A 23,683-nucleotide genomic window follows, 5' to 3' on the forward strand; every position below is an offset into this window, starting at 1 on the left:
GTCGTTGTGATTGCAGCGTTAAGCGGACCTACAGCCTCGGCATCACCGTCGCGGCGGGGCGTTTGCGAAAGGCGGTCGGGGTCATACCGGCGTTCTTTTGGAACGAGCGGGTGAAATAGCCTGCCGAACTATAGCCCAGCGTTTGCGCGACATCCTTGACCGGCAGGCGGGTTTCGGCCAGCAACCGGCGCGCCTCAAAGAGTATCCGGTCTTCAAGCAATTGATGCGCGCCCTTGCCGCAGGTGGCGCGGCAGACGCGGGTCAGATGCGTAGGCGTGACGCCAAGCGCGGCGGCGTAATCACTCACCGAGGTGTTCGAGCGGAAATCACGCTCTAAAAGCGCGGAATAGCGGGCGACCAGTCGCTGCGCGGCGGCGGGGCGGGCAAAGATCGGCTCATGGGCGCGTTCCTTGTCCAATTGCCGGTCCAGCCAGACGCCGAGCAGCCCGAGATGATGTTTCGCCGCCATCTGCGAACCGGCACGCCCGCTTTCCAGCTCGCGCTGGATGTTCTCCAAAGTCGCGGTCAGTTCCTTTTGCGAGATCGGATCGCGCGGGCGCAGGTATTGCGGCGTCGCTGGCAGATCCATGCCGTGATCGCGACCAAAGAACACCACCGAGCCCTGCACCCGCGGAGCAAATTCAAACCCGTGCATGACCCCGGGCGGAATGAAGATCGCATGATTGGGGCCGTAGCCACGGGTGGATCCGGCGACGGTCAGCCGCCCCTGGCCTTGGGTGAACCACAAAAGCACCGGCTCGCGCAGGGCGCGCATCGCCTCGACCCGCCAGCGGCCACCGGCGGCGAGACGCGAGATCGGCGTCAACCGGAGTTGAGACGGGGTGTCTGGAATGAAGGTCATGGTCATGTTTTTGTCCGTGGCAGCGGAACCACCACCTTAGGAAACCGCCATGGCGATCCCCAAGCCCTATCCGCGCGAATCGCTGATTCGGGCACAGATCAGCGTGGCAGCGTTGCACAAAGGTGACTCTGGGAGGGGGCTGGCAGGGCGCGCGGCGCTAGGGGAGCGGGCGGTGCTGCCAGTCCTTCATCCGGTTGCGGAACCATGAGCGCTGGCGTTTGGCGAATTGCCGTGTCGCCAGAGAGGCATCCTCAACCGCTTGATCGTGCGTGGTTTTTCCCTGCAGATGGGCGATGAGTTCGGGCGCGCCAATGGCCCGCGTCCACAAAGGCGCGGTCGGGGTTCCGGCGCTTTCGGGCCAATGGGACAGGGCGGCGCGGGCCTCATCCAGCGCGCCCTCGTCGATCATCTGGGCGAATCGCTGGTCGATGCGGGTGTTGAGCCAGTCACGATCCGGCATCAGGGCGATGGCGGTGCAGGCACTGAGCGGCAAGAGCGGGGCGCCGGTCTGATCCTGCCATGCGGCGAGCCCGCGTCCGGTGCTGTGCAGCACCTCATAGGCGCGCTGCACGCGGGCGGGGTTGCGCTGGTCGATGCGGGCAAGGGTCTCGGCATCGACAGCTTCAAGCAGCGCGGCCAGCCCCTGATCGCGCAGGATCGCATCGGCCTGCGCGCGGACTTGCGGTTTGGTGGCGGGGATTTCGGCCAGCCCTTCGGTGAGTGCGGCGAAATAAAGGCCGGTGCCGCCGACAATCACCGGATTGGGATGCGCGCGCAGCAGAGCCGCGACTTCGCGCAGCCAATGGCCGACGGAATACTCCGCATCGCGATGGATATGGCCGTAGAGGTGATGCGGCACCAAGGCCACATCCGCGGGCGAGGGGCGGGCCGAGAGAACGCGCCACATATCATGCACCTGCAGCGCGTCGGCATTGACGATCACCCGTCCCTGCGCCTGCGCGATCTCAAGCGCCAGCGCGGATTTCCCCGAGGCGGTCGGTCCGGCGATCAAAACCGGCAGATGCGGAACAGGCATGCTCGTCATTGGTGTCATGGTGAGATATCATCTATAGGGCTGTTATAGCCGTTGAACCCGCGCCGGTTTTCCGACATTTTGCGCGCGATTGAAACCACCCCGCGTTTGCCACGCGTCGCCCGCCTGAAACCGGAGCGATTTCGGCAAGGAAAGGCGCCCGATGTCTCAGGATTCCCCCGTCGCTTATAAACGTGTCATGCTCAAGATCTCGGGCGAGGCCCTGATGGGCGATCAAGGTTACGGGCTGCATCCGCCCACCGTGCAGCGGATCGCGCGCGAGATCAAATCGGTGCATGATCTGGGCGTCGAGATCTGCATGGTGATCGGTGGCGGCAATATCTTTCGCGGGCTCTCGGGCAGCGCACAGGGGATGGAGCGCACCACCGCCGATTACATGGGCATGCTGGCGACGGTGATGAACGCGCTGGGAATGCAGGCGGCGCTTGAGGATCTGGGGGTGTTCACCCGCGTGATCAGCGCGATCCCGATGGATCAGGTCTGCGAACCCTATATCCGCCGCCGCGCCGTGCGTCACCTCGAGAAAGGCCGCGTGTGTATTTTTGCCGCCGGCACCGGCAACCCCTATTTCACCACCGATACCGCCGCGACCCTGCGTGCCTCGGAAATGGCCTGCGAGGCGATCTTTAAGGGCACCAAGGTGGACGGGGTCTATGACAAGGATCCGGTCAAGCATGACGACGCGGTGCGCTATGACAAGGTGACCTATGACGAGGTTCTGGCCAAACATCTGAATGTGATGGATGCCAGCGCCATCGCTCTTGCGCGTGACAACAGCCTGCCGATCATCGTATTTTCGCTGGATGAGCCGGGCGGGTTCCGCACCATTCTGCGCGGTGAGGGCACCTCGACGCGGGTTGGCGGCTGAGCCAGCGGCGCCACTGGCGATCCCTCGCCGCTGGCATGCGCTTGGGTGTTTCTTTTTCACCCATGGCGGTTTAGACCCTTTTGAACAGCCAGTGTCTTGTAACACTGTGCAATTTTGAGATGAGAGAGATCCCATGTCTGACGAGATCGAAATTAATATTGATGACCTGAGCCGACGCATGGATGGCGCGATCAGTTCCCTGCGCACGGAATTTGCCTCATTGCGCACCGGTCGTGCCTCGGCCTCGATGCTGGAGCCGATCATGGTGGAAAGCTATGGCCAGTTGACCCCGATCAATCAGGTCGGCACCGTCAACGTGCCCGAGCCGCGGATGGTGACGATCAATGTCTGGGACAAATCGCTGGTGCAAAAGGTCGAAAAGGCGATCCGCGAGAGCGGGCTGGGGATCAACCCGCAGCTGAATGGCACGATCATCATGCTGCCGATCCCCGAACTGAACGAAGAGCGCCGCCGCGAGCTGACCAAAGTCGCCAGCCAATACGCCGAAAGCGCCCGTGTCTCGGTGCGCAACGTCCGTCGCGACGGTATGGACCAGATCAAAAAGGCGAAAGCCGCCGGCATGTCCGAGGATGACCAGAAGTTCTGGGAAACCGAGGTGCAGGACCAGACCAACGCCCATATCGCCCGTATTGACGAGGCGCTCGAGACCAAGCAAGCCGAGATTATGCAGGTGTGACCCTTCGGGCCGCACTCACCTGCGGCCCGCTGTTTATTATTGACTAACGTTTGGAGCATTCATGTCCAGCGCGCCCGGTTCGCCTCGTCATGTGGCCATCATCATGGATGGCAACGGCCGCTGGGCGACCAACAAAGGTTGGCCGCGACTGGTCGGTCACCGCAAGGGCGCCGAACGCGTCAAGGAAATCGTCCGTGTGGCGCCCGATCTGGGGGTGGAATACCTGACGATCTATGCCTTCTCGACGGAGAACTGGAAGCGCTCGACCGAGGAAGTGCTGGGGCTGATGACGCTGTTCGGGCGCTATATCCAGCGCGAGGCCAAGGCGCTGTCGGAAGAGGGCGTGCGGATGCGGTTTATCGGCGACCGCTCGCGGCTGGATCCGAAGCTGCGCGATCTGATGGTCTGGATCGAAGAAAAGACCAAGGATAGCACCAAGCTGAACCTGACGGTGGCGATCAACTATGGCGGGCGCGATGAACTGCTGCGCGCGGCACGGCGGATTGCGACGCAGGTGGAGGAAGGCGCGCTGGCGCCTGATGAGGTCTGCGAGGAATTACTGGACCGGACGCTGGATACCGCCGATCTGCCCGATCCCGATCTGGTGATCCGCACCTCGGGCGAGACGCGGGTGTCGAATTTCCTGCTCTGGCAGGCGGCCTATGCGGAATATGAATTCACCCCGGTGTTGTGGCCCGATTTCACCCCCGAGGTCATGGCCGAGATCCTGTCGCGCTATGGCCACCGCGAGCGACGGTTTGGCGGGGTCAAACCATGAGCGGGGCCAGTTTCTCGGACCTGCGGGCGCGGTTTCTCTCGGCTTTGGTGATGATCGCGATTGGCGCCACGGCGATTTTTCTGGGCGGCGTGATGTTTGCGGTTCTGGCGGTGGTGCTTTCCGGTCTGATGGGCTGGGAGCTTTACCGGATGATGCAGCCCGAGGCGCCCGAGGGGCGTGCCGAGGCGCATGGGCTGGCGGCGGCGATATTGGTCGCGGTGTTCACCTATACATTGGGCGGGTTTTTGTCGCTGGCGGCGCTGGTGCTGGGCGCGGTGCTGCTGGCGATCAGGATGCCGCGCGATAGGCAGATTTTCGGCGCCTATATGTTGCTGATCCTGCTGGCCGGTCACGGGTTGATCCTGCTGCGTGAGGGCTACGGGCTGGTCTTCGTGCTCTGGCTGGTGTCGATTGTGATTGCCTCGGATGTTGCGGGATATTTCGCCGGACGGATCTTTGGCGGGCCGAAGTTCTGGCCCAAGGTCAGCCCGAAGAAAACATGGTCCGGCACTGTCGCGGGCTGGATTTGCGCGCTGGCGGTGGGCGCTGGCTTTGCCGCTTGGCAGAGCTGGGCCTGGACGGTGATCCCGGCCTCGGCGGTTTTGGCGCTGGCCGGACAGTTGGGCGACATCGCGGAAAGCGCGATCAAGCGGCGGATGGGGGTCAAGGACAGTTCCAACCTGATCCCCGGTCATGGCGGGGTGCTCGACCGGTTTGATGCGCTGATTGCGGTCTCGGCCTTGGCGCTGGTCTTGGCGCTGGCGGGTGCTTTTGCGGGGCTGACGGGCTGATGCGGCGGGTCTCGGTTTTCGGCGCCACCGGTTCGGTGGGCGCGAGCACGCTGGACTTGCTGGCGCGGCGTGAGGATATCGAGGTCGCCGTGCTGACCGGTGGGCGCAATATCGCGGGTCTGGCCGAGGCAGCGGTGACGCACCGCGCGCAACTGGCGGTCACCGCCTTTGAGGATTGCTATATACCCCTGCGCGATGCGCTGGCGGGGACCGGTATTCAGGTTGCAGCGGGGCCGGGTGCGGTGGCCGAGGCAGGCTTGGTGCCCGCCGATTGGATCATGTCGGCGATCATCGGCGCGGCGGGGCTGGCGCCGGGGTTCGCGGCGCTTTCGCAGGGCACGACGGTGGCGCTGGCGAATAAGGAAAGTCTGGTGACCGCAGGGCGCTTGTTGATGGCCGAGGCCGCGGCGCATGGTGCCACGATCCTGCCGGTGGACAGCGAACATTCGGCGGTGTTTCAGGCGCTGGTCGGCGAGGACATGGCGGCCATCGAGACGGTGACGCTGACCGCCTCGGGCGGGGGTTTGCGCGAATGGCCGCTGGCGGATCTGGCCACGGCGACGCCCACGGATGCCGGCAAACATCCCAATTGGGATATGGGCCACCGCATCACCATCGACAGCGCCTCGATGTTCAACAAGGCGATGGAAGTCATTGAGGCGCATGAGTTTTTCGACCTCCCGCCCGAGAAGATCGAAGTCCTGATCCACCCGCAATCCACCGTGCATGCCTTGGTGGCGTTCTCGGATGGGGCGGTGATGGGGCATCTGGGCGCGCCCGATATGCGCCATCCGATCGGCTATGCGCTGAATTACCCGAACCGCGCCGCGCTGCCGATTGCGCGGCTTGATCTGGCGAAGCTGGGACGGCTGGATTTTGCCGCCCCCGATCTGCGGCGCTATCCGGCGCTGGCATTGGCGCAAAGCGTGATGGAAAGCGGCGGCGCGGCAGGGGCGGTGTTCAACGCCGCCAAGGAAATCGCGCTGGATCATTTCATCGCCCGAAACATCCGCTTTACCGATATGGCACCGGTGGTCGAGCAAACCCTCGAGCAATACGCGGCGCAGAATGTGCTGTCTGCTGCCCCCGCAAATCTGGCCGAAGTTTTGGCTATCGACAATGAAGCGCGACGCTTGGCGAGGACAGTGGCCCTGTCGCTTGCCGCTGGCGCTACCTGATATCAGAGGTCACGACGATGGGTCTTCTTCCCGAATTTGGTAACCTGTTCTTCACCTTGGGCGCGTTTATCGTCGCCCTGTCGATCATCGTCGCGGTGCATGAATACGGGCATTATATCGTTGGCCGCTGGTCGGGGATCCATGCCGAGGTGTTCTCGCTGGGCTTCGGGCCGGTGCTGTTCAGCCGCGTCGACAAACGCGGCACCCGCTGGCAATTCGCACTGCTGCCGTTCGGCGGCTATGTGAAGTTTCTGGGCGACGCCAATGCCGCCTCGAGCGCGGCGGATGATGCGGTGATGGCGGGGCTGGATAAGCGCGAGCAGCGCCACACGATGCACGGGGCGCCGCTCTGGGCGCGGGCGGCGACGATTTTCGCCGGACCGGCGTTCAATTTCATCTTCTCGATCATCATCTTTTCGGCCTTCATCGCGCTTAAGGGCCTGCCCGCAGAGGAGCCGCGGGTCGGGGCGCTGCTGCCGATGCCGGGGCAGGTGGAACTGATGTCGGGCGATCTGATCACCGCGATAGACGGTGAGCCGGTCGAGGATCTGCGCAGCTATTACGCGGTGGCCGATGCGTTGGAGCCGGCGCAGAATGTCACCTATTCCGTTGAGCGCGCCGGCCAGCCGATGGAGGTCACCGGCCCGCATCCGCTGCCCGCACGCGCGGCGGGGATCGCGTTGCAATCGGCGGCGCGGGATGCGGGGATGCAGACCGGCGATGTGGTGCTTTCGGTTGATGAGGCGCCGGTCTATGCCTTTACCCAATTGCCGCCGATGGTGAATGCCGCCGATGGCGAGACCGTGGCGCTGCGCATTTGGCGCATGGGCGAGGAGCTGGACGTCGATCTGACCCCGCGGCGCACCGATCTGCCGCTGCCGGAGGGGGGCTTTGAGACACGCTGGCTGATTGGCTTGCAGTCGGGCACCTTCTTTGAGCACCCGATGCGCAGCGTCTCGGTGGTGGAATCGGTGCCGATGGCGGTCGAGGAGATCGGCAATATCATCTCGCGGTCGATTTCGGGGCTGTATCATATGGTCACCGGCGCGATCAGCACCTGTAACCTCTCGGGGCCGGTGGGGATTGCCACCACCTCGGGCGAGATGGCGGCGGATGGGCTGGACAGTTTCATCTGGTTTATTGCCGTGCTCTCCACCGCGGTGGGGCTGTTGAACCTGTTTCCGATCCCGATCCTTGATGGTGGCCATCTGGTGTTTCACGCCTATGAAGCGGTGGTTGGCCGTCCGCCCAGCGAGAAGATCCTCGGCGCGTTTATGACCGTGGGGCTGGTGCTGTTGGGGATGCTGATGCTGTTCGCCTTGGGCAATGACCTGCTGTGCTAAGGCGCGGCGGGGCATCGCTTGCATTTGAGGCGATTGTCAAACGCTTGCCGGTCTAACGACGCAATCACGCCATAATCCGCGGGCATATCTGGGTCCCTACTCACCTGAGGAGCGACCGATGGACTACGTTTTGCCCGCCGCGCGGGGATTGCGCACGCTTTATGCCCTGTCGATTGACCGGCTGTGGTTTGCACTGGCGGTGATCGCCGGTCTGATGATCGCCGCCGAACTTGCCGAGCTGTTCTGGGCGATGCAGGCGCCTTCGGTGGAGGGGCTGGTGTTCCAGTAGCGCTGCCAGCGAACAGGGCGGTGAACTCGCCCCTCTAATGGGGACAATATCACCGGATCAAGCCGCCTTTCGGGGCGGCTTTTGCGTTGTGGCAGGGGCGTGCAAGGGGTGTTTTTCGCGCCGGAATGATGCGCTGCGGCGATGCAATGAAACACCACATCTAGATGAATTTCCCCAAAACCCTGCGCAACCTTTTGACAATCAGCCCCTCTCTAGATAGTCAGAAGAAAACAAGACCATTATAAAAACTGCGGTAAACATTAGGGGCTTGGGAATGCGCGTCATCATGGCGAATACCTTCGCGCACACCTTTGTTCGGGCTTTGGGTCCGATTCGGGGATATGCAGCTACTTTTCTAGTAATTACAGCGTTGTTTGTGGGCATGAGTAATGCCGCAATGGCGCAGACCTACCGGTTCAATACGATCGCGGTCGAGGGCAACACGTTGATCGACGACGACGCGATTGTCGGTTTCGCAAGAATCGCTCGCAGTCGCAGCATTTCTGCCAGCGAGCTGAACGCCGCCTACCAGCGGGTCAGCGGCACCGGTTTCTTTCGCGCGGTGGATTTCATTCCCAGCGGCGCAAGGCTGACCATCCGGGTTGAGGAATACCCGCTGATCAACCGCGTCAATATCGAAGGCAACCGCCGCCTGAATGACGATAATCTGGTGCCACGGCTGCAATCGCGCGCCGGCGGGGTCTATTCACCCGCGCAGGCCGAAGCCGACGCCAATAGCATCGCCGAAGCCTATGCCGAGGCCGGACGGCTCTCGGCCACGGTGACCCCGCAGCTGATCGAACGCGGCGCCGGTCGTGTCGATGTGGTGTTTCAGGTCGTCGAAGGGCAGGTCGTCGAGATCGAGCGGATCTCCTTTGTCGGCAACCGCAGCTTCTCGGAATCGCGTCTGCGCAATGTTGTCGAGACCAATCAGGCGGGGCGTCTGAGCCGGTTTTTCCGCTCGGACAACTTTAACGAGGCGCGGGTCGCCCGTGACCGTCAGGCGCTGCAGGATTTCTATCTGTCGCGCGGCTATGTTGATGCGCAAGTGCTCTCGGGCGTTACCGAATTGTCGCGTGAGCGTGACGGCGCCTATGTCACCTTTACCATCCGCGAGGGCCAGCAATACCGCGTTGGCCGCGTGACGGTGGTGTCGGATGTGGCCGGGATCGACCCCGCCGCCTATCAGGCAGGCGCCACCGATCGCACCGGCGTGCTGTTCACCCCGACGATTCTGGAGACCATGATCCAGCAGATCGAGCGGGTCGGCCAGCAATCCGGCCAGCGGTTTATCCGTGCGCAGCCGGAACTGATCCGCAATGAGCGCGCGGGCACGATTGATCTGGCCTTCACGCTGGTGCGTGGCGACCGTGTGTTCATCGAGCGGATTGATATTCAGGGCAATGTCACCACCCAGGACCGTGTGATCCGGCGCCAGTTCCATGTCGCCGAGGGCGATCCGCTGAACCCGCGCGAATTGCGCGAGGCGGCGGCACGGATTCAGGCGCTGGGGTATTTCTCGGACGTGCGGGTCAATCCGGTTGGTGGCTCGGGCCCCGAGAACGCTGTGGTGGATGTGCAAGTTGATGAGACCACCACCGGCTCGTTGGGCTTTGGCGTCAGCTATGGCGACGGCGGACCGGGCGGCAATATCAGCTTTAGCGAGACCAACTTTCTGGGTCGCGGGCAGCAATTGTCGATCTCGCTGTCGACGGTTGAGGATGCGCGCGCGCTGTCGCTGAGCTTTGTCGAACCGGCGTTGATGGGCCGTGATCTGGCCTTTGGTCTGGATGTGGGTCTGTCGCAGACGACCGCCGCAGCCGGTGTTTCGGCGCCGGCATCGAATGGCGCGCGCTGGGGCTCGGAGACTTGGCAGATCAGCCCGTCCTTCACCTTTCCGATCAGCGAATTCGGACGTTTGAGCGTGCGTGCGGGCCTGTCGCGGGTCGGCATCACCGTCGATACGCCGGCGCCTTCGGTATCCACGCGGATCACGCAGGATGTGGGCACTGTGATCACCTCTTCGGTGGGCAGCACCTATACGTTTGACACCCGCCGCAATGGTCTGGACCCGGATCGCGGCTTTGTGTTCCGCTTTGGCGCCGATGTTGCCGGTCTCGGTGGCGACCGCCGCTATGCCCGCGCCACGATGATGACCGGCTACCAGCGCCGGATCATGAACGGGGATGTCACCCTGCGTGCCGAATTCGAGGCCGGTGCGATCTCGCATCAGTCGGGGCCGAGCCGGATCAACGAGCGCTTTGCGCTGTCGGGCTCGCAGATGCGCGGTTTTGATGCCTATGGCATGGGGCCGGTCGGCTATGGCTCGGATGGCGGGCGCAACGGTCTGGGCGGTAACTTCTTCTATGTCGCCAGAATGGAAGCCGAGTTCCCGCTGGGTCTGCCCTCGCATTTCAACCTGCATGGCGGTCTGTTCGTTGATGTCGGGTCGGTCTGGGGCGTGGATTCGCCGGGCACCATCTGTCCGGCTGGCACCACCACCAGCTGCGTGATCGACGACAACGCGATGCGCGCGGTCGCCGGTGCCTCGCTGTTCTGGGGCTCGCCGATCGGGCCGCTGCGGTTGAACTTCACCACGCCTCTGATGTCGGAAAGCTATGACATCACGCGGCGCTTTGACCTGACGCTGGCCACGCAGTTCTGATGCGCGCCACGATCCGGTCGATACTCCTGACGGGGACGCTGTTTTGCGTCCCCGTTTTCACCTCGCTCCACCCCCAGCAGGCGGCGGCGCAGGGGGTGGATCCAGCGGCACCATCGCAGGGCGCGCGTCAGTTGGGATTTGCCAGCGGCGCGCAGGTGCGGTTTCGGGTGCTCGATCAGGACCGGCTGCTCACCGGTTCGATCCTTGGCCAGCAATTGCAAGAGCGGCTGCGCGATGCCGAGCGTGAGCTGGAGGCCGAGAACAGCGCTTTGGCCGAGCAGCTTGCCACCGAAGAAAGCGAGTTGACCGCCCTGCGCCCGACGCTGTCGCCCGAGGAATTCCGCACCCGCGCCGATGCTTTTGATCGCCGCGTCGAGGAAATCCGCGCCGAGCGTGAGAGGTTGAACCAGCAATTGGCGCGGCGCTATGAGGCGGATGTGCAGGCGTTTTTCGCCACCGCGCTGCCGGTGCTTGATCAATTGATGATGGATGAGGGGCTGAACGCGCTGCTGCGGCCCGATATCCTGATCCTCGGGGCGGAATGGCTTGATATCACCGATCAGGCGATCGAACGGCTGGATGCGACGGTGGTGCAGGTGCCCGATACGCCCGATACGCCCGAAGCGCCGGATGCGGTGCCGGAGCAGAGCCCCGAGCCGACCCTAGAGTCCAGCCCCGAGCCCAGTTCCGATCCGAGCCCCGAGCCCAGCCCTGAACCCAGCCCAGATCCGGCACCGGACGCCGCGCAGCCCTGAGCCAAAGCCGCCGCACCCGCACGCGCGCCGCTTGTCGGGCGCGGCCTAAGTTGCTATGGCTTCAGGCCACTTGGGCCCGCGCGGCGGCCCGTTGACACTGCCCGAAACCCGCGCCGCTATGGCGCAACTCTAGCGGAGACCCAGATGCAAGACACCGCCCAACCCCGCGACTGGTCGACCACCACCGAGGCCGATCTCTCCCTGATCATGCGCATTATCCCGCATCGCTATCCGTTCCTGCTGATTGATAAAGTGCGCGATATCGAGGTCAATTCCTCGGCGGTCGGGGTCAAGAATGTCACCTTCAACGAGCCGCATTTTCAGGGCCATTTCCCCGGCGCGCCGATCATGCCCGGGGTGACGATCATCGAGGCGCTGGCGCAGACCTCGGCGGTGCTGGTCGGCCTGTCGCTGGATCTGGTCGACAAGGAACCGCTGGTCTATTTCATGTCCATCGACAAGGCGAAATTTCGTCGCAAAGTGGTGCCCGGCGATGTGCTGGACCTTGAGGTCAAAGTGCTGCGCGGCTCCAAGAAAATCTGGAAATTCGATGGCCGCGCCAGCGTCAACGGCGAGATGGCGGCCGAGGCCGAGTTCATGGCGATGATCGACCTCGGCGCGCGGGGCTAGGACATGGCGATTGATGCCACGGCACAGGTCCACCCTTCGGCGATTGTCGAAGAGGGGGCCACGATCGGCGCGCGCTGCGTGATCGGCCCGTTTTGCCATATCGGCGCAGAGGTCACGCTGGGCGCAGAGGTCGAGCTGAAATCCCACGCGGTGGTCACCGGCTGGACCGAGATCGGCGACAATTCGACGGTGTTTTCCTTTGCCTGCGTTGGCGAAGTGCCGCAGGATTTGAAATTCGCCGGTGAGCGCACGCGGTTGATCGTCGGCAAACGCGCCCGTATCCGCGAGGGGGCGACGCTGAACACCGGCACCGATGGTGGCGGCGGGGTGACGCGGGTGGGCGATGATTGTCTGCTGATGACCGGCGCCCATGTCGGCCATGACGCGCAGGTCGGCGACCGTGTGATCCTTGCCAATCAGGCGGCGATTGCCGGTCATTGCGTGATCGGCGACGATGTGATTGTCGGCGGACTATCGGGGATTCATCAATTTGTGCGCGTCGGCCATGGTGCGATTATCGGCGCGGTGACGATGGTGACCAATGATGTGATGCCGCATGGTTTGGTGCAGGCGCCGCGCGGTGATCTCGAGGGGTTGAACCTTGTCGGGCTCAAGCGTCGCGGGGTTGACCGTGCCGAGATCACCGCGCTGCGGGCTGCCTATCAGATGCTGGCGCAGGGCGACGGGGCGTTTATGGACCGCGCGCGGCGGCTGGCGGCGGAAACCGAGAGCGCGCATGTGCGCGATATCACCGATTTCATTCTGGCGGAATCAGGGCGCTCGTTCCTGACCCCGAAATGAGCCGACTGGCGCTGGTCGCGGGCACCGGCCGCTTGCCCTTGGAGTTGACGCAGGCGCTCGCCGAGCCGCCCTTGATCTGCGCGCTCGAGGGCAACACGCCCGAGGGGCTGGAGGTGGATGTCCGCTTCAGCCTGTCGCGTCTGGTGCCGTTTCTGCGCCATCTCGGTGATCAGGGGGTCGAATCTGTGGCGCTGGTCGGGGCGATGAACCGGCCGCGTCTGGACCCCGAGCACTTCGACCGCGATACCGCCTCGCTGATGCCGGATCTGATGACGGCCCTGCAACAGGGTGATGACGGCGCGCTGCGGTGGTTAATGGCGCTGCTCGAAGAGTTTGATTTCACCCTCAAGGGCGTTGCCGAACTGGCGCCCGAATTGCTGGCCGCCGAGGGCGTGCTGACCGCGCGCGCGCCCAATCACGCCGAGCAGGCGGATGCGGCGCGCGGCAGTGAGATATTGGCCGCTTTGGACCCGCAAGATGTGGGGCAGGGCTGTGTGGTGGCCGCGCGTCTATGCCTTGCGGTCGAGGCGCTTTATGGCACCGATATCATGCTGGAACAGGTCGCCAGCGCGCGTGACCAGCGCGAGCCGACCGCGGGCGGGGTCTTGGTGAAACGGGCGAAACGCGGGCAGGATTTGCGCGCCGATATCCCCGCGATTGGCCCCGATACGATTGAAGCCTTGCGCGCAGCACGGTTAACTGGGGTCTGCCTGCAGGCGTCGCACACGCTGATCTTGGACCGCAGCCGCACATTGGCCGCGGCCGAGGCGGCGGGGTTAACCATCTGGGCCACGCCATGAAGGTGTTTGTGATCGCCGGTGAGCCCTCGGGCGATGCTTTGGGCGCGGCGCTGATGGAGGGGCTGCGCAGCCTGCGGGTTGATGTGGATTTCGCCGGTGTCGGCGGGCCATTGATGGCAGAGCAGGGGCTGCACAGCCAGTTCCCGATGGAGGAACTCAGCATCATGGGGCTGGCCGAGGTGCTGCCCAAATATCGCGCCCTCAAACGCCGCATTCGCCAGACCGCGCAGGCGATCACCGCGCAGGCGCCGGATGTGGTGGTGACCATCGACAGCCCCGATTTCTGCCTGCGGGTCTTGGCGCAGGCCCGCGCCGCCGCGCCGCAGTTGAAAACCGTGCATTACGTGGCGCCCTCGGTCTGGGCCTGGCGGCCGAAACGGGCGGCGAAAATGGCGCGCGTGGTCGATCATGTGCTCGCACTTTTGCCCTTCGAGCCGCCCTATATGGAGGCCGCGGGCATGAGTTGCGATTTTGTCGGCCACCCGTTGACCACCGAACCGGTGGCGAGTGCGGCCGAGGCGGCGGCGTTTCGCGCGTCTCACGGGATTGCAGCCGATGCGCCATTGATCCTCGCGCTGCCCGGCTCGCGCAAGGGCGAGATCGAGCGATTGGCACCGCCTTTTGGCGCGGCGCTGACACAGGTGCTGGCCGAGGTGCCTGAGGCCCAGATCGTGGTGCCCAGCGTCGGCGCGCGGGTGGCGCAGATGCGCGCGGCCCTATCCGATTGGCCCGGTGCGCCTTTGATCCTCGATGCCTCCTCGGTGCCGATCGCCGAGAAACGCGCGGCGTTTCGGGCGGCGGATGTGGCGCTGGCGGCCTCGGGCACGGTGTCACTGGAACTTGCGGCGGCGGCCACCCCGATGGTGATCGCGGGGCGGATGAATGCCCTTTCCGAGATACTGATGAAGCGCCTTTTGCTGATCGACACGGTGACTTTGGTCAATCTGGTCAGCGAGACGCGGGCGGTGGCGGAGTTTCTGGGGCCGGATTGTATCGCCGAGGATATGGCGCCCGCGGTGGTGGCGCTGTTGCAGGGCGGGGCCGAGCGGCAGGCCCAGCTTGCGGCGATGGAATTAACCATGGAGCGTCTGGGCCGCGGCGGCGAAGCGCCCGGATTGCGCGCCGCGCGTTCGGTGCTCGCCGCGCTGGAGCGTTAACCTTACCGCTGGCGTTTTATCCTTAACGGGACCGCAACGCGGCCCCATTAAGTATAATGCGCCGGGTCAATACCCGCGCCAGATCCAGCCGCCGCCCAACACCCGCGTGCCCTCGGCAGAATAAAACACACAGGCCTGCCCGGGGCTGACGCCTTCTTCGGGGGTCAAAAGCTCCACATCCGCCGTGGTCGGGCCGGTCGGGCGGATGATCGCGTCACTCGGCAATTTGGTCGAACGGATACGCACCCGCACGGCGATTTCCGCCTGCGCCTCGAAGGCGGTGTCGCCAAGCCAGTTGATCTCGCGCACCGGCACGATTTTCGTGGTCAAGGCCTCTTTCGGGCCGACCACCACATGACGCTTCTCGGGGTCGAGTTTGACCACATAGAGGGGATCGGCCAAGCCGCCGATGCCCAAGCCGCGCCGCTGCCCGATGGTGTAATGGATCACCCCGCGGTGGTTGCCCAGAATATTGCCCTCTTGATCGACAATATCCCCGGGATCGGCGGCACCCGGGCGCAGTTTCTCGATCACCGCCGCATAATTGCCGTTGGGCACAAAGCAGATGTCCTGACTGTCGGGCTTATCGGCCACGCTGAGCCCGTATTTCTGCGCCAAGGCCCGTGTTTCCGCCTTGGATTGCAGATGGCCGAGCGGGAAACGCAGGTAGTCGAGCTGCTCTTGGGTGGTGGAAAACAGGAAATACGACTGGTCGCGCGCGGAATCGGCGGCCATATGCAGCTCGGCCTTTGCCGCCCCCTCGGCGCGCTGGATATAATGGCCGGTCGCCATGCAGTCGGCGTCAAGATCGCGGGCGGTTTCCAGCAGATCGCGGAATTTCACCCGCTCGTTGCAGCGGATACAGGGCACCGGCGTCGCGCCCGCCAGATAGGAATCGGCGAATTCGTCGATCACCGCCTCTTTAAAAGTGTTCTCGTAATCCAGCACATAATGCGGAAACCCCAGCGTCTCGGCAACGCGGCGCGCATCATGGATATCGCGTCCGGCACAGCAGGCCCCCGATTTCGCCAGCGCCGCGCCATGGTCATAGAGCTGCAGCGTAACACCGATCACGTCATAGCCTTGGGTGGCCAGTTCCGCCGCGACCACAGAGCTGTCCACGCCGCCCGACATGGCAACGACAACCCGCGTTTCGGCAGGTGATTTGGCAAAGCCCAAAGAGTTAACGCGGGTGTCGCGATTCATAAGGAGTGTCATAAAGACCCGTTCGATCTGGTTGGAGAGGGCGAATAGTGCAAAATATAGGTAAATACTAGGCACTCTCAACCCCTCGAGAGCCCGCTTGTAAACCTGTCCTTAAGGGTGTCTTGCAATTCTGCACTCTGGGTTGAAGGAAAGGCACAGAGATGTTCTTGAAACGTATTGACGGTCCACGTGCGGTAACCTTGCCAAACGGGGTGGTTCTGACACAGGCGGATTTGCCACCGAACAGCACGCGACGCTGGGTGGCCAGCCGCAAAGCCGTGGTTGTGCAGGCGGTGGAATATGGGCTCTTGGCGCGCGACGACGCGATGGAGCGCTATAGCCTGAGCGAAGAAGAGTTTGAATCATGGCAAAATGCGGTGGCGGCGCATGGGGTCGAGGCGCTGAAAGTTACCGCCTTGCAAAGATATAGACAACCTTAGCGATACTGTGGTTGAATGGGGGTCGCGGTAACCGTGCGTTAACTATTATTTGTCAATGTGCGGGAAGACCAAAGGTTATTGTGGAGCCAGAAAATGCGCGTCCTACTCGTCGAAGACGATCCCACCACATCCCGCAGCATCGAGCTGATGCTGACTCACGCCAATTTCAACGTCTACTGCACCGATCTTGGTGAAGAGGCGGTGGAACTGGGCAAATTGTATGATTACGATTTGATCCTGTTGGACCTGAATTTGCCCGATATGGCCGGACTTGAGGTTCTGCGGCAAATTCGGGTCGCCAGGATCAACACGCCGATTCTGATCCTCACCGGCGAGGACAGCACCGATATCAAGCTCAAGGGCTTTGGCTCGGGCGCGGATGACTATATGACCAAACCGTTCCACCGTGACGAGTTGGTGGCGCGCATCCATGCGATCATTCGCCGCAGCCAGGGCCATGCGCAATCGGTGATCCACACTGGCCGGATTTCGGTTAATCTGGACGCCAAAACCGTCGAGGCCGAGGGCACGCCGGTGCATCTGACCGGCAAGGAATACCAGATGCTTGAGCTGCTAAGCCTGCGCAAAGGCACGACTTTGACCAAAGAGATGTTCCTGAACCATCTTTATGGCGGGATGGACGAGCCCGAGCTGAAAATCATCGATGTGTTCATCTGCAAGTTGCGTAAGAAACTTGCCGAAGCGACCGGCGGCGACAATTATATCGAAACCGTCTGGGGCCGCGGCTATGTTCTGCGTGATCCCGCACAAGACAGTCTGCCGAAACAGGCGATCAGCGCCTAACTGCTGGAATTTCCGCCCACGCGTGCCTATCAATGGACCAAATGCGCGCGGGGTAAAGACATGCAGGATCAAACGCTCGAACCGTTGACGGAAGACGAGGCCAAGGCCGAACTGGCACGGTTAACCGTGGAACTGGCCGCTGCCGAGCGCGCCTATCACCGCGACGATGCACCGGACATCACCGATGCGGAATATGACGCGCTCAAGCGGCGCAATGCCGCGATCGAGCAGCGCTTTCCGCATCTCAAACGCAGCGATAGCCCCAGCGACCGCGTCGGCGCCGCCCCCGCTGCGGGGTTTCGCAAGATCAAACATGTCCAGCGCATGCTGTCGCTCTCGAATGCTTTCGAGGACGGTGACGTGCGCGATTTTGATGCGCGGGTGCGCCGCTATCTCGGTCTCTCTGAAAGCGCGGCGCTCCTCTATACCGCCGAACCCAAGATCGACGGCGTCTCTTTGTCGCTGCGTTATGAAGACGGGCAATTGGTCTCGGCGGCCACCCGCGGCGACGGCGAGACCGGCGAGGATGTCACCGCCAATGCCCGTATGATCGCCGATATCCCGCAGCAACTGACCGGCGCCCCTGCGGTTCTGGAAGTGCGCGGCGAAGTCTATATGCGCCATGATGATTTCCAGACGCTCAACGCCTCGGGCGAGCGCACCTTTGCCAATCCGCGCAATGCCGCCGCCGGCTCCCTGCGCCAACTCAACCCCGAAATCACCCGCGACCGACCGCTGAGTTTCTACGCCTACGCTTGGGGCGATCTCTCGGAACCTTTGGCGCCAAGCCAATGGGACAGTCTGCAACGGCTCAAATCCCTCGGATTCAAGATTAACGAATTGACGCGGCTGTGCGAAAACACCGATGAATTGCTCGACCAATATCAAGTCATCCAGCAGGCCCGCGGCGATCTCGGCTATGATATCGACGGGGTGGTCTACAAGGTTAACGCGCTTGATCTGCAAGAGCGGCTGGGCTTTCGCGCGACCACGCCGCGGTGGGCGACGGCGCATAAATTCCCCGCTGAAACCGCCTGGACGCGGCTCGAAGCCATCGACATTCAGGTCGGTCGCACCGGCGCGCTAAGTCCGGTTGCCCGCCTCTCGCCGGTCAATGTCGGCGGTGTCTTGGTGTCCAACGCCACTTTGCACAACGAAGATTACATCGCCGGGCGCGACTCGAATGGCCAGGCGATCCGCGACGGGCGCGACATTCGCATCGGCGATCTGGTGCAAATCTACCGCGCCGGTGACGTGATCCCGAAAATCGCCGATATCGACCTCGCCCAACGCCCCGCCGAGGCGGAGCCATATGTCTTTCCGACGACCTGCCCGGAGTGCGGCTCGGTGGCCTTGCGCGACGCCGGTGATTCCGTGCACCGCTGCACCGGCGGGCTGATTTGCCCCGCGCAGGCGATTGAAAAACTGAAACATTTCGTCAGCCGCGGCGCTTTCGATATCGATGGTCTGGGCGCCAAGCAGATCGAGTTGTTCTATGCCGATCCGCATCTGCCGATCCATGAGCCCGCTGAGATTTATTCACTCGCCGAACGCGACGCCGCCGCGCTTGCCAAGCTGAAAAACCGTGATGGTTTTGGCGAGAAAAGCGCGGCGAAACTGTTTCAAGCGATTGAGGATAAGCGCGAAATTCCCTTGGCGCGTCTGCTCTTTGGTCTGGGTATCCGCCATCTGGGCGAGGTCGCTTCCCTCGATCTGGCGCGTCATTTCCAGACATGGGCTGCCCTCGCAGAAAGCGTGGATCTGGCGTATCCGGCGGCCGAGGCCCATGCCGCCGCCGACGCCGCCGAGGTAAAGGAACGCGAGGCCGCCCAATCCGAGGGGCGCCGCGCCGAGATCAAGAAAACCCGCGATCAGGTGATTGAGCGCGCCGAAATCCCGCCGGAAAGCCACGCCGCATGGCAGGAATTGACCGGTATCGACGGGATCGGCGCCAGTCTGGCGATGTCATTGGTGTTAACCATGGCGCAGCCCAAAGAACGCGCCTCGATCGACCGGTTGATCGCGCAATTGACCGCGATCCTGCCGCCCGAAGCGCAGGACGCATCCTCGCCCGTTGCCGGAAAAACCGTGGTCTTCACCGGAACTTTGACCCGCATGACCCGCGCCGAAGCCAAGTCTCGCGCCGAATCCCTCGGGGCGAAAGTCGCGGGATCGGTCTCGGCGAAAACCGACATTCTGATCGCCGGTGAAGGGGCGGGCTCCAAGGCGACAAAAGCCGCGGCGCTGGGGGTCGAGGTGATCGACGAGGATGCGTGGTTAACCATGATTGCGCCATGACAGGGCGGCCGGAGTTCCTATTTCCGCTGTTCGGCGCGCTCGAAGGTCTGGATGGTATCGGCCCGAAAACGGCGAAAAACCTCGCCGCATTGGATGTCGAGACACCGCGTGACCTGTTGTTTTTACTTCCGCAATCGGGGATCGATCGCCGGCTGCGACGCAGCGTGCGTGATGTCTTGCCGCCGCATGTGGCGACGGTTGAGGTCGAGATCGGTAACCATATTCCGCCACGCCAGCGCGGGCGCCCGTATCGGGTGATCGTGCAGGATGCCGAGCAAGAATTCCAATTGGTGTTCTTTCACGCGCGCGGCGAATATCTGGCCTCGCTCTTGCCCAGCGGGCAACGGCGGATCGTCTCGGGGCGGGTGGAGGTTCGCGATTCCATTTACCAGATGGCGCATCCGGATCTGGTGTTGAAACCGGATGAGGTAGACACTTTGCCCGAGTTCGAGCCGGTCTATCCGCTCACCGCCGGTATCACCCAGAAGGTCCTGCAGCGCGCCATTGCCTCGAGCCTGTCGCGCGCGCCGGATGTTGCGGAATGGATCGATGCGCAACAGCTCGCCCGCGCCGGATGGCCGACCTGGCGCGAGGCTTTGCAATCAGCGCATGCGCCCGCGGGCACCGCAGATTTGTCAACGGAAACGCCGGCGCGGCAACGTCTGGCCTATGATGAATTCCTGGCCCATCAACTGACATTGGCCTTGGCGCGCGCGCGGCGGCGGCGCTCTGCCGGCGCGCAAACTCGCGGCGATGGCTCGCGCGTGCAGCCGGTTTTGGCGGCGCTGCCATACAAGCCCACCACGGCGCAAACCCGCGCAATTGCAGAGATTTCTGCGGATATGGCGGCGGAGCACAAGATGAACCGCCTGTTGCAGGGTGATGTCGGCTCGGGCAAAACACTGGTGGCTTTGGTGGCGCTCTTGACCGCAGTTGAGGCGGGCGGGCAGGGCGCTTTGATGGCGCCCACCGAAATTCTGGCGCGGCAACATATGGAGGGGCTTGCCCCTTTGGCCGCCGAAGCGGGCGTTACGCTTGAACTGCTGACCGGACGCGACAAAGGCAGCGAGCGGCAGAGGAAACTGGCGGCACTGGCGGATGGCTCGATCAAAATTCTGGTCGGCACCCATGCATTGTTTCAGCGCGACGTGCAATTTGCCGATCTTAGGCTGGCGATCATCGATGAGCAGCACCGCTTCGGGGTCAGTCAACGCATGGCCTTGGGCGAGAAGGGCGCGCATGCCGATATTCTGGTGATGACCGCGACGCCGATCCCGCGGTCTTTGGCGCTGTCGCAATACGGCGATATGGATGTGTCGCTGCTGGATGAAAAGCCGCCGGGACGCCAGCCGGTGACCACCTCTCTGGCCTCGACCGAGCGGCTGGACGAGATTGTCGCCCGATTGCAGCAGGCCATTGATGAGGGGCGGCAGGCCTATTGGGTCTGCCCCTTGGTCGAGGAAAGTGAAACCGTGGCCTTGACCGCCGCGCAATCGCGGTTCGAGCAGTTGCGCGCAGTGCTCGGGGCGGATCGCGTCGGGCTGGTGCATGGTCAATTGGCACCGGCGGATAAAGACGCGGCGATGGCGCGGTTTGTCGCCGGCGACACGCGGGTTTTGGTGGCCACGACAGTGATCGAGGTCGGCGTGAACGTGCCCGATGCCACGATCATGGTCATCGAGGGGGCCGAGAGTTTCGGCCTGGCACAATTGCACCAGCTGCGTGGGCGCGTTGGGCGCGGATCGGGCGCGTCGACCTGTTTGTTGCTGTATGAGCCTCCTTTGGGTGAAGTCGCCGAACGGCGGTTAAAACTGATGCGTGACAGTGATGACGGTTTTCGCATCAGCGAAGAGGATCTAGCGATCCGCGGCGCCGGCGACGTTATCGGCACCGCGCAATCGGGCCTGCCACGGTTTCGCATCGCGGATCTGGAGCGGCAGGCCGACCTCATGGCCATCGCACAGAGCGACGCGCGCAAGCTGTTGCACGATGATCCCGGCCTCACCTCGGCGCGCGGCAAGGCGGCACGGGTGCTTTTGTGGTTGATGGAACAGGACAAAGCGATCCGCCTGATTCACGTGGGTTAGGGGTGAATTCGCATAAATCTCCATTTGTTCTCGTTTAGTTCTTGCAATGCTGGCGCAAAAATGAGAACAAAACGTTAACAACCGTGGAGGAACATGATGCGTTACATTTTGCGAACCCTTGCCGGCCCCCAAAACGCCGACCCCCAGAACATGCGTCGCGCGATGATCGGCGATGCGCTTGGCGCTTTGGCGCTTTTTGTTCTGGCCTATGCGGCGCTCCATTTCCCGTTAATCGGGTAGGTTCACCACGTTTTTTAAGCTTTTCCTGACTGCCTAGCGGTCTGGCGCGGCTCCATCCTGTCCCGGATCCTCGACCCAACCAGACACGCCACTTTCCGCCGCACGTGATGTGCGGCGGTTTTTTTACGCAAAATTAGGAATTCCAGCGTTACGCTTGGGCAGTGCGGGCGGCTTCCTCGGCGGCCTGAAGGGCCAGAAGAATCGAGGCGTGGCGATTCTTGAATTCGCGCGCGGGGATCAAGGTCTCATATCCGTCGAAGGGGGCATCGGGCACCGGGCCATCGGATTTGAGCATGGATTCCAATTGCTTGGCCGCGGTCTGCAGTTCTGAAGCGCTGCGCCCTTCGACTACGGCGCCCAGGATCGCGGCCGAGGCCTGACCCAAAGCGCAGGCCTTAACGTCCTGGGCGAATCGCGTGACGCGGCCATTTTCGACATCCAGATCGACGGTCACCGTCGAGCCACACAGAGGAGAGCGTTTTTTCACACTCGCCTGCGGGGCCTCCAATCGGCCCAAATGCGGAATATCGGCTGCCAGCGCCAGAATGCGCGTGGAATACAGCTTGATCAGTTCGGAAGATTCGGACAATTGAGGTGCTCCTTGGTCTGGAAAGGATATAGGGCATGACGTTTGATCCGCAATCCCTGCGCTACGATGCAAAGGGTCTGATTCCCGCAATTGCACAGGATCACCAGTCCGGCGAGGTCTTGATGATGGCCTGGATGAACGCCGAATCGGTGGCCAAAACGCTGGCGAGCGGGCGTGTAACCTATTGGTCGCGCTCGCGGCAGGCATTCTGGGTTAAGGGCGAATCATCGGGGCATGTGCAAACCCTTGTAGAATTCCGTTTTGATTGCGACCGCGATTGCCTGTTGCTGCGCGTCAAACAGGTCGGACCGGCCTGCCATACCAACCGGCGCAGCTGCTTCTATACGGTGGTGGACGCAGGTGAAGAAGTCGAGGTCATGGCGCCCGAATTCTGAAAATTTGGCGAAACTTATATTATGCTGGGGGCAATCCGACCATGCGGCGGATATCCTCGGGTGTCGCGCCTTCACTGCGGTAAAGCCGGATGGCGCGGGCGTCGTCGCGTTTGGCCAGCCGTTTGCCAGCCGCGTCGCGGATCAGATCGTGGTGCAGATACACCGGTGAGGCGACATCCAGCAGGGCGGCAAGAAGGCGGTGCAGCGCGGTGGCCGCGAAGAGATCCGCGCCGCGAATGGCATGGGTGATGCGCTGCGCGGCGTCGTCAACCACCACCGATAGGTGATATGAGGCGCCCATCTGCGGCCGCGCAAGCACCGCGTCGCCAATGCCGCAGCACAGGGTGTTTGTGGTTAACGCATGGGTGCCTTTGTGCAGATCGCCAATCTCGCGAAAGCTGGGCAGAGCGGACAGGCTGTCGATGGCTTTGCGCATATCGAGGCGGATCGCGTCACTTTCGCGCATGTCGGACATCGCGCGTCCACGGCAGATGCCAGGATAAATCAGCCCATCGGGCCCCTGCCGTGGTGTCCGTTCCTGCGGTGCCGAGGCGGCCTCACGAATGTCGCGGCGGCTGCAGCTGCAAGGGTAGATTAGACCGCGGTCGGCAAGGCATTGCAGCGCGGCCTGATACTCGGCCAGATGGTCGGATTCGCGGCGCGGCGGGGCGTCCCAAGTGATCCCGAGCCAGGCGAGATCTTGGTAAATTTGTTGTTCCCATTCCTTGCGGGCGCGGCTTTGGTCGATATCGTCAATGCGCAGCAAGAACTGGCCGCCCGGCGTGCGGCGTGCGTGGTCATGGGCCAAAAGCGCGGAATACGCATGGCCAAGATGCAGCGGTCCGGTTGGGGAAGGGGCGAAGCGGGTTCTAAAGATCACAGGGTTTCAACGGCTTATGCGGGGGAAGGGGGCAGCGCTTGGCGCCGCCCGCTGCCTGAGAGTATCGCCGCAAATC

24 protein-coding genes are annotated in these 23,683 nt (G+C 62.9%); 19 read left to right on the forward strand and 5 right to left on the reverse strand.

The features are described 5' to 3' along the window. Positions 1-28: 28 nt before the first annotated feature. Both DDE20_RS07445 and miaA read right to left on the reverse strand, forming a co-directional pair. Positions 29-868, reverse strand: coding sequence for a helix-turn-helix domain-containing protein (locus DDE20_RS07445; protein WP_240607879.1), 840 nt, complete (start codon positions 866-868; stop codon positions 29-31). Positions 869-1,019: 151 nt separating this feature from the next. After that, positions 1,020-1,916, reverse strand: coding sequence for a tRNA (adenosine(37)-N6)-dimethylallyltransferase MiaA (gene miaA / locus DDE20_RS07450; protein ID WP_116557811.1), 897 nt, complete (start codon positions 1,914-1,916; stop codon positions 1,020-1,022). Positions 1,917-2,058: 142 nt separating this feature from the next. On the opposite strand from miaA, the gene pyrH reads away from it, so the two are divergent. The 13 genes from pyrH to lpxB all read left to right on the forward strand — a co-directional run bounded on the left by pyrH (position 2,059) and on the right by lpxB (position 14,668). Continuing rightward, positions 2,059-2,784, forward strand: a complete 726-nt coding sequence (gene pyrH / locus DDE20_RS07455) for a UMP kinase (RefSeq protein ID WP_116557812.1) — start codon at positions 2,059-2,061, stop codon at positions 2,782-2,784. Between the two features lie 133 nt (positions 2,785-2,917). Then, complete coding sequence (gene frr, locus DDE20_RS07460; RefSeq protein WP_116557813.1) at positions 2,918-3,481, forward strand: ribosome recycling factor; 564 nt, start codon at positions 2,918-2,920, stop codon at positions 3,479-3,481. A gap of 61 nt (positions 3,482-3,542) precedes the next feature. Continuing rightward, a complete protein-coding gene (gene uppS / locus DDE20_RS07465) occupies positions 3,543-4,259 on the forward strand; it encodes a polyprenyl diphosphate synthase (protein WP_116557814.1) in 717 nt (238 codons plus the stop codon). Further along, entirely contained in the window at positions 4,256-5,050 is a 795-nt protein-coding gene (locus tag DDE20_RS07470) for a phosphatidate cytidylyltransferase (protein WP_116557815.1), read from the forward strand. The genes uppS and DDE20_RS07470 overlap by 4 nt, the downstream gene beginning before the upstream one ends. Next, complete coding sequence (gene dxr / locus DDE20_RS07475) at positions 5,050-6,228, forward strand: 1-deoxy-D-xylulose-5-phosphate reductoisomerase (protein WP_116557816.1); 1,179 nt, start codon at positions 5,050-5,052, stop codon at positions 6,226-6,228. The genes DDE20_RS07470 and dxr overlap by 1 nt, the downstream gene beginning before the upstream one ends. 17 nt (positions 6,229-6,245) lie before the next feature. After that, positions 6,246-7,571: an RIP metalloprotease RseP gene (gene rseP / locus DDE20_RS07480; protein WP_116557817.1), complete on the forward strand. Its 1,326-nt coding sequence runs from the start codon at positions 6,246-6,248 to the stop codon at positions 7,569-7,571. A 118-nt stretch (positions 7,572-7,689) separates the two neighbouring features. Next, the gene (locus tag DDE20_RS18980) at positions 7,690-7,860 is read left to right on the forward strand and encodes a hypothetical protein (RefSeq protein ID WP_165814447.1); all 171 of its coding nucleotides are present in this window, start codon (positions 7,690-7,692) and stop codon (positions 7,858-7,860) included. 382 nt (positions 7,861-8,242) lie between these two features. Continuing rightward, a complete protein-coding gene (gene bamA, locus DDE20_RS07485) occupies positions 8,243-10,525 on the forward strand; it encodes an outer membrane protein assembly factor BamA (RefSeq protein ID WP_165814448.1) in 2,283 nt (760 codons plus the stop codon). Continuing rightward, positions 10,525-11,280 carry an OmpH/Skp family outer membrane protein gene (locus DDE20_RS07490; RefSeq protein ID WP_116557819.1) on the forward strand — a complete coding sequence of 252 codons (756 nt, stop codon included), beginning with the start codon at positions 10,525-10,527 and terminating at the stop codon, positions 11,278-11,280. The genes bamA and DDE20_RS07490 overlap by 1 nt, the downstream gene beginning before the upstream one ends. 144 nt (positions 11,281-11,424) lie before the next feature. Beyond that, entirely contained in the window at positions 11,425-11,910 is a 486-nt protein-coding gene (fabZ, locus tag DDE20_RS07495; RefSeq protein WP_116557820.1) for a 3-hydroxyacyl-ACP dehydratase FabZ, read from the forward strand. 3 nt (positions 11,911-11,913) lie between these two features. Then, a complete protein-coding gene (lpxA, locus tag DDE20_RS07500; protein WP_116557821.1) occupies positions 11,914-12,711 on the forward strand; it encodes an acyl-ACP--UDP-N-acetylglucosamine O-acyltransferase in 798 nt (265 codons plus the stop codon). Continuing rightward, positions 12,708-13,511, forward strand: a complete 804-nt coding sequence (locus DDE20_RS07505; RefSeq protein WP_116557822.1) for an LpxI family protein — start codon at positions 12,708-12,710, stop codon at positions 13,509-13,511. Before lpxA ends, DDE20_RS07505 begins: the two co-directional genes overlap by 4 nt. Beyond that, positions 13,508-14,668, forward strand: a complete 1,161-nt coding sequence (gene lpxB, locus DDE20_RS07510; protein ID WP_116557823.1) for a lipid-A-disaccharide synthase — start codon at positions 13,508-13,510, stop codon at positions 14,666-14,668. Before DDE20_RS07505 ends, lpxB begins: the two co-directional genes overlap by 4 nt. Positions 14,669-14,734: 66 nt before the next feature. On the opposite strand, the gene mnmA is transcribed toward lpxB, so the two are convergent. Next, a complete protein-coding gene (gene mnmA, locus DDE20_RS07515) occupies positions 14,735-15,874 on the reverse strand; it encodes a tRNA 2-thiouridine(34) synthase MnmA (protein ID WP_116557824.1) in 1,140 nt (379 codons plus the stop codon). Between the two features lie 161 nt (positions 15,875-16,035). On the opposite strand from mnmA, the gene sciP reads away from it, so the two are divergent. From sciP to DDE20_RS18985, 5 genes are all read left to right on the forward strand, one after another. Then, positions 16,036-16,314: a CtrA inhibitor SciP gene (gene sciP, locus DDE20_RS07520; RefSeq protein WP_116557825.1), complete on the forward strand. Its 279-nt coding sequence runs from the start codon at positions 16,036-16,038 to the stop codon at positions 16,312-16,314. Positions 16,315-16,407: 93 nt separating this feature from the next. Beyond that, the gene (gene ctrA / locus DDE20_RS07525; RefSeq protein ID WP_116557826.1) at positions 16,408-17,118 is read left to right on the forward strand and encodes a response regulator transcription factor CtrA; all 711 of its coding nucleotides are present in this window, start codon (positions 16,408-16,410) and stop codon (positions 17,116-17,118) included. Between the two features lie 60 nt (positions 17,119-17,178). Beyond that, complete coding sequence (gene ligA / locus DDE20_RS07530) at positions 17,179-19,416, forward strand: NAD-dependent DNA ligase LigA (RefSeq protein ID WP_116557827.1); 2,238 nt, start codon at positions 17,179-17,181, stop codon at positions 19,414-19,416. Further along, positions 19,413-21,503 (forward strand): ATP-dependent DNA helicase RecG, encoded by a 2,091-nt coding sequence (gene recG / locus DDE20_RS07535; RefSeq protein ID WP_116557828.1) that lies wholly within the window; start codon positions 19,413-19,415, stop codon positions 21,501-21,503. The genes ligA and recG overlap by 4 nt, the downstream gene beginning before the upstream one ends. Before the next feature lie 96 nt (positions 21,504-21,599). Beyond that, positions 21,600-21,743: a hypothetical protein gene (locus DDE20_RS18985; protein ID WP_165814449.1), complete on the forward strand. Its 144-nt coding sequence runs from the start codon at positions 21,600-21,602 to the stop codon at positions 21,741-21,743. Positions 21,744-21,891: 148 nt separating this feature from the next. Here the strand turns inward: DDE20_RS18985 and DDE20_RS07540 are convergent, their stop codons facing one another. Further along, positions 21,892-22,332, reverse strand: a complete 441-nt coding sequence (locus DDE20_RS07540) for an iron-sulfur cluster assembly scaffold protein (protein WP_116557829.1) — start codon at positions 22,330-22,332, stop codon at positions 21,892-21,894. 35 nt (positions 22,333-22,367) lie between these two features. On the opposite strand from DDE20_RS07540, the gene hisI reads away from it, so the two are divergent. Next, complete coding sequence (gene hisI, locus DDE20_RS07545) at positions 22,368-22,727, forward strand: phosphoribosyl-AMP cyclohydrolase (protein ID WP_116557830.1); 360 nt, start codon at positions 22,368-22,370, stop codon at positions 22,725-22,727. A gap of 19 nt (positions 22,728-22,746) precedes the next feature. Here the strand turns inward: hisI and gluQRS are convergent, their stop codons facing one another. Continuing rightward, a complete protein-coding gene (gluQRS, locus tag DDE20_RS07550) occupies positions 22,747-23,607 on the reverse strand; it encodes a tRNA glutamyl-Q(34) synthetase GluQRS (protein ID WP_116557831.1) in 861 nt (286 codons plus the stop codon). Between the last annotated feature and the right edge of the window lie 76 nt (positions 23,608-23,683).

This window comes from Pararhodobacter oceanensis (genome assembly GCF_003076755.1).
GTDB classification, from domain to species: Bacteria; Pseudomonadota; Alphaproteobacteria; order Rhodobacterales; family Rhodobacteraceae; genus Pararhodobacter; species Pararhodobacter oceanensis.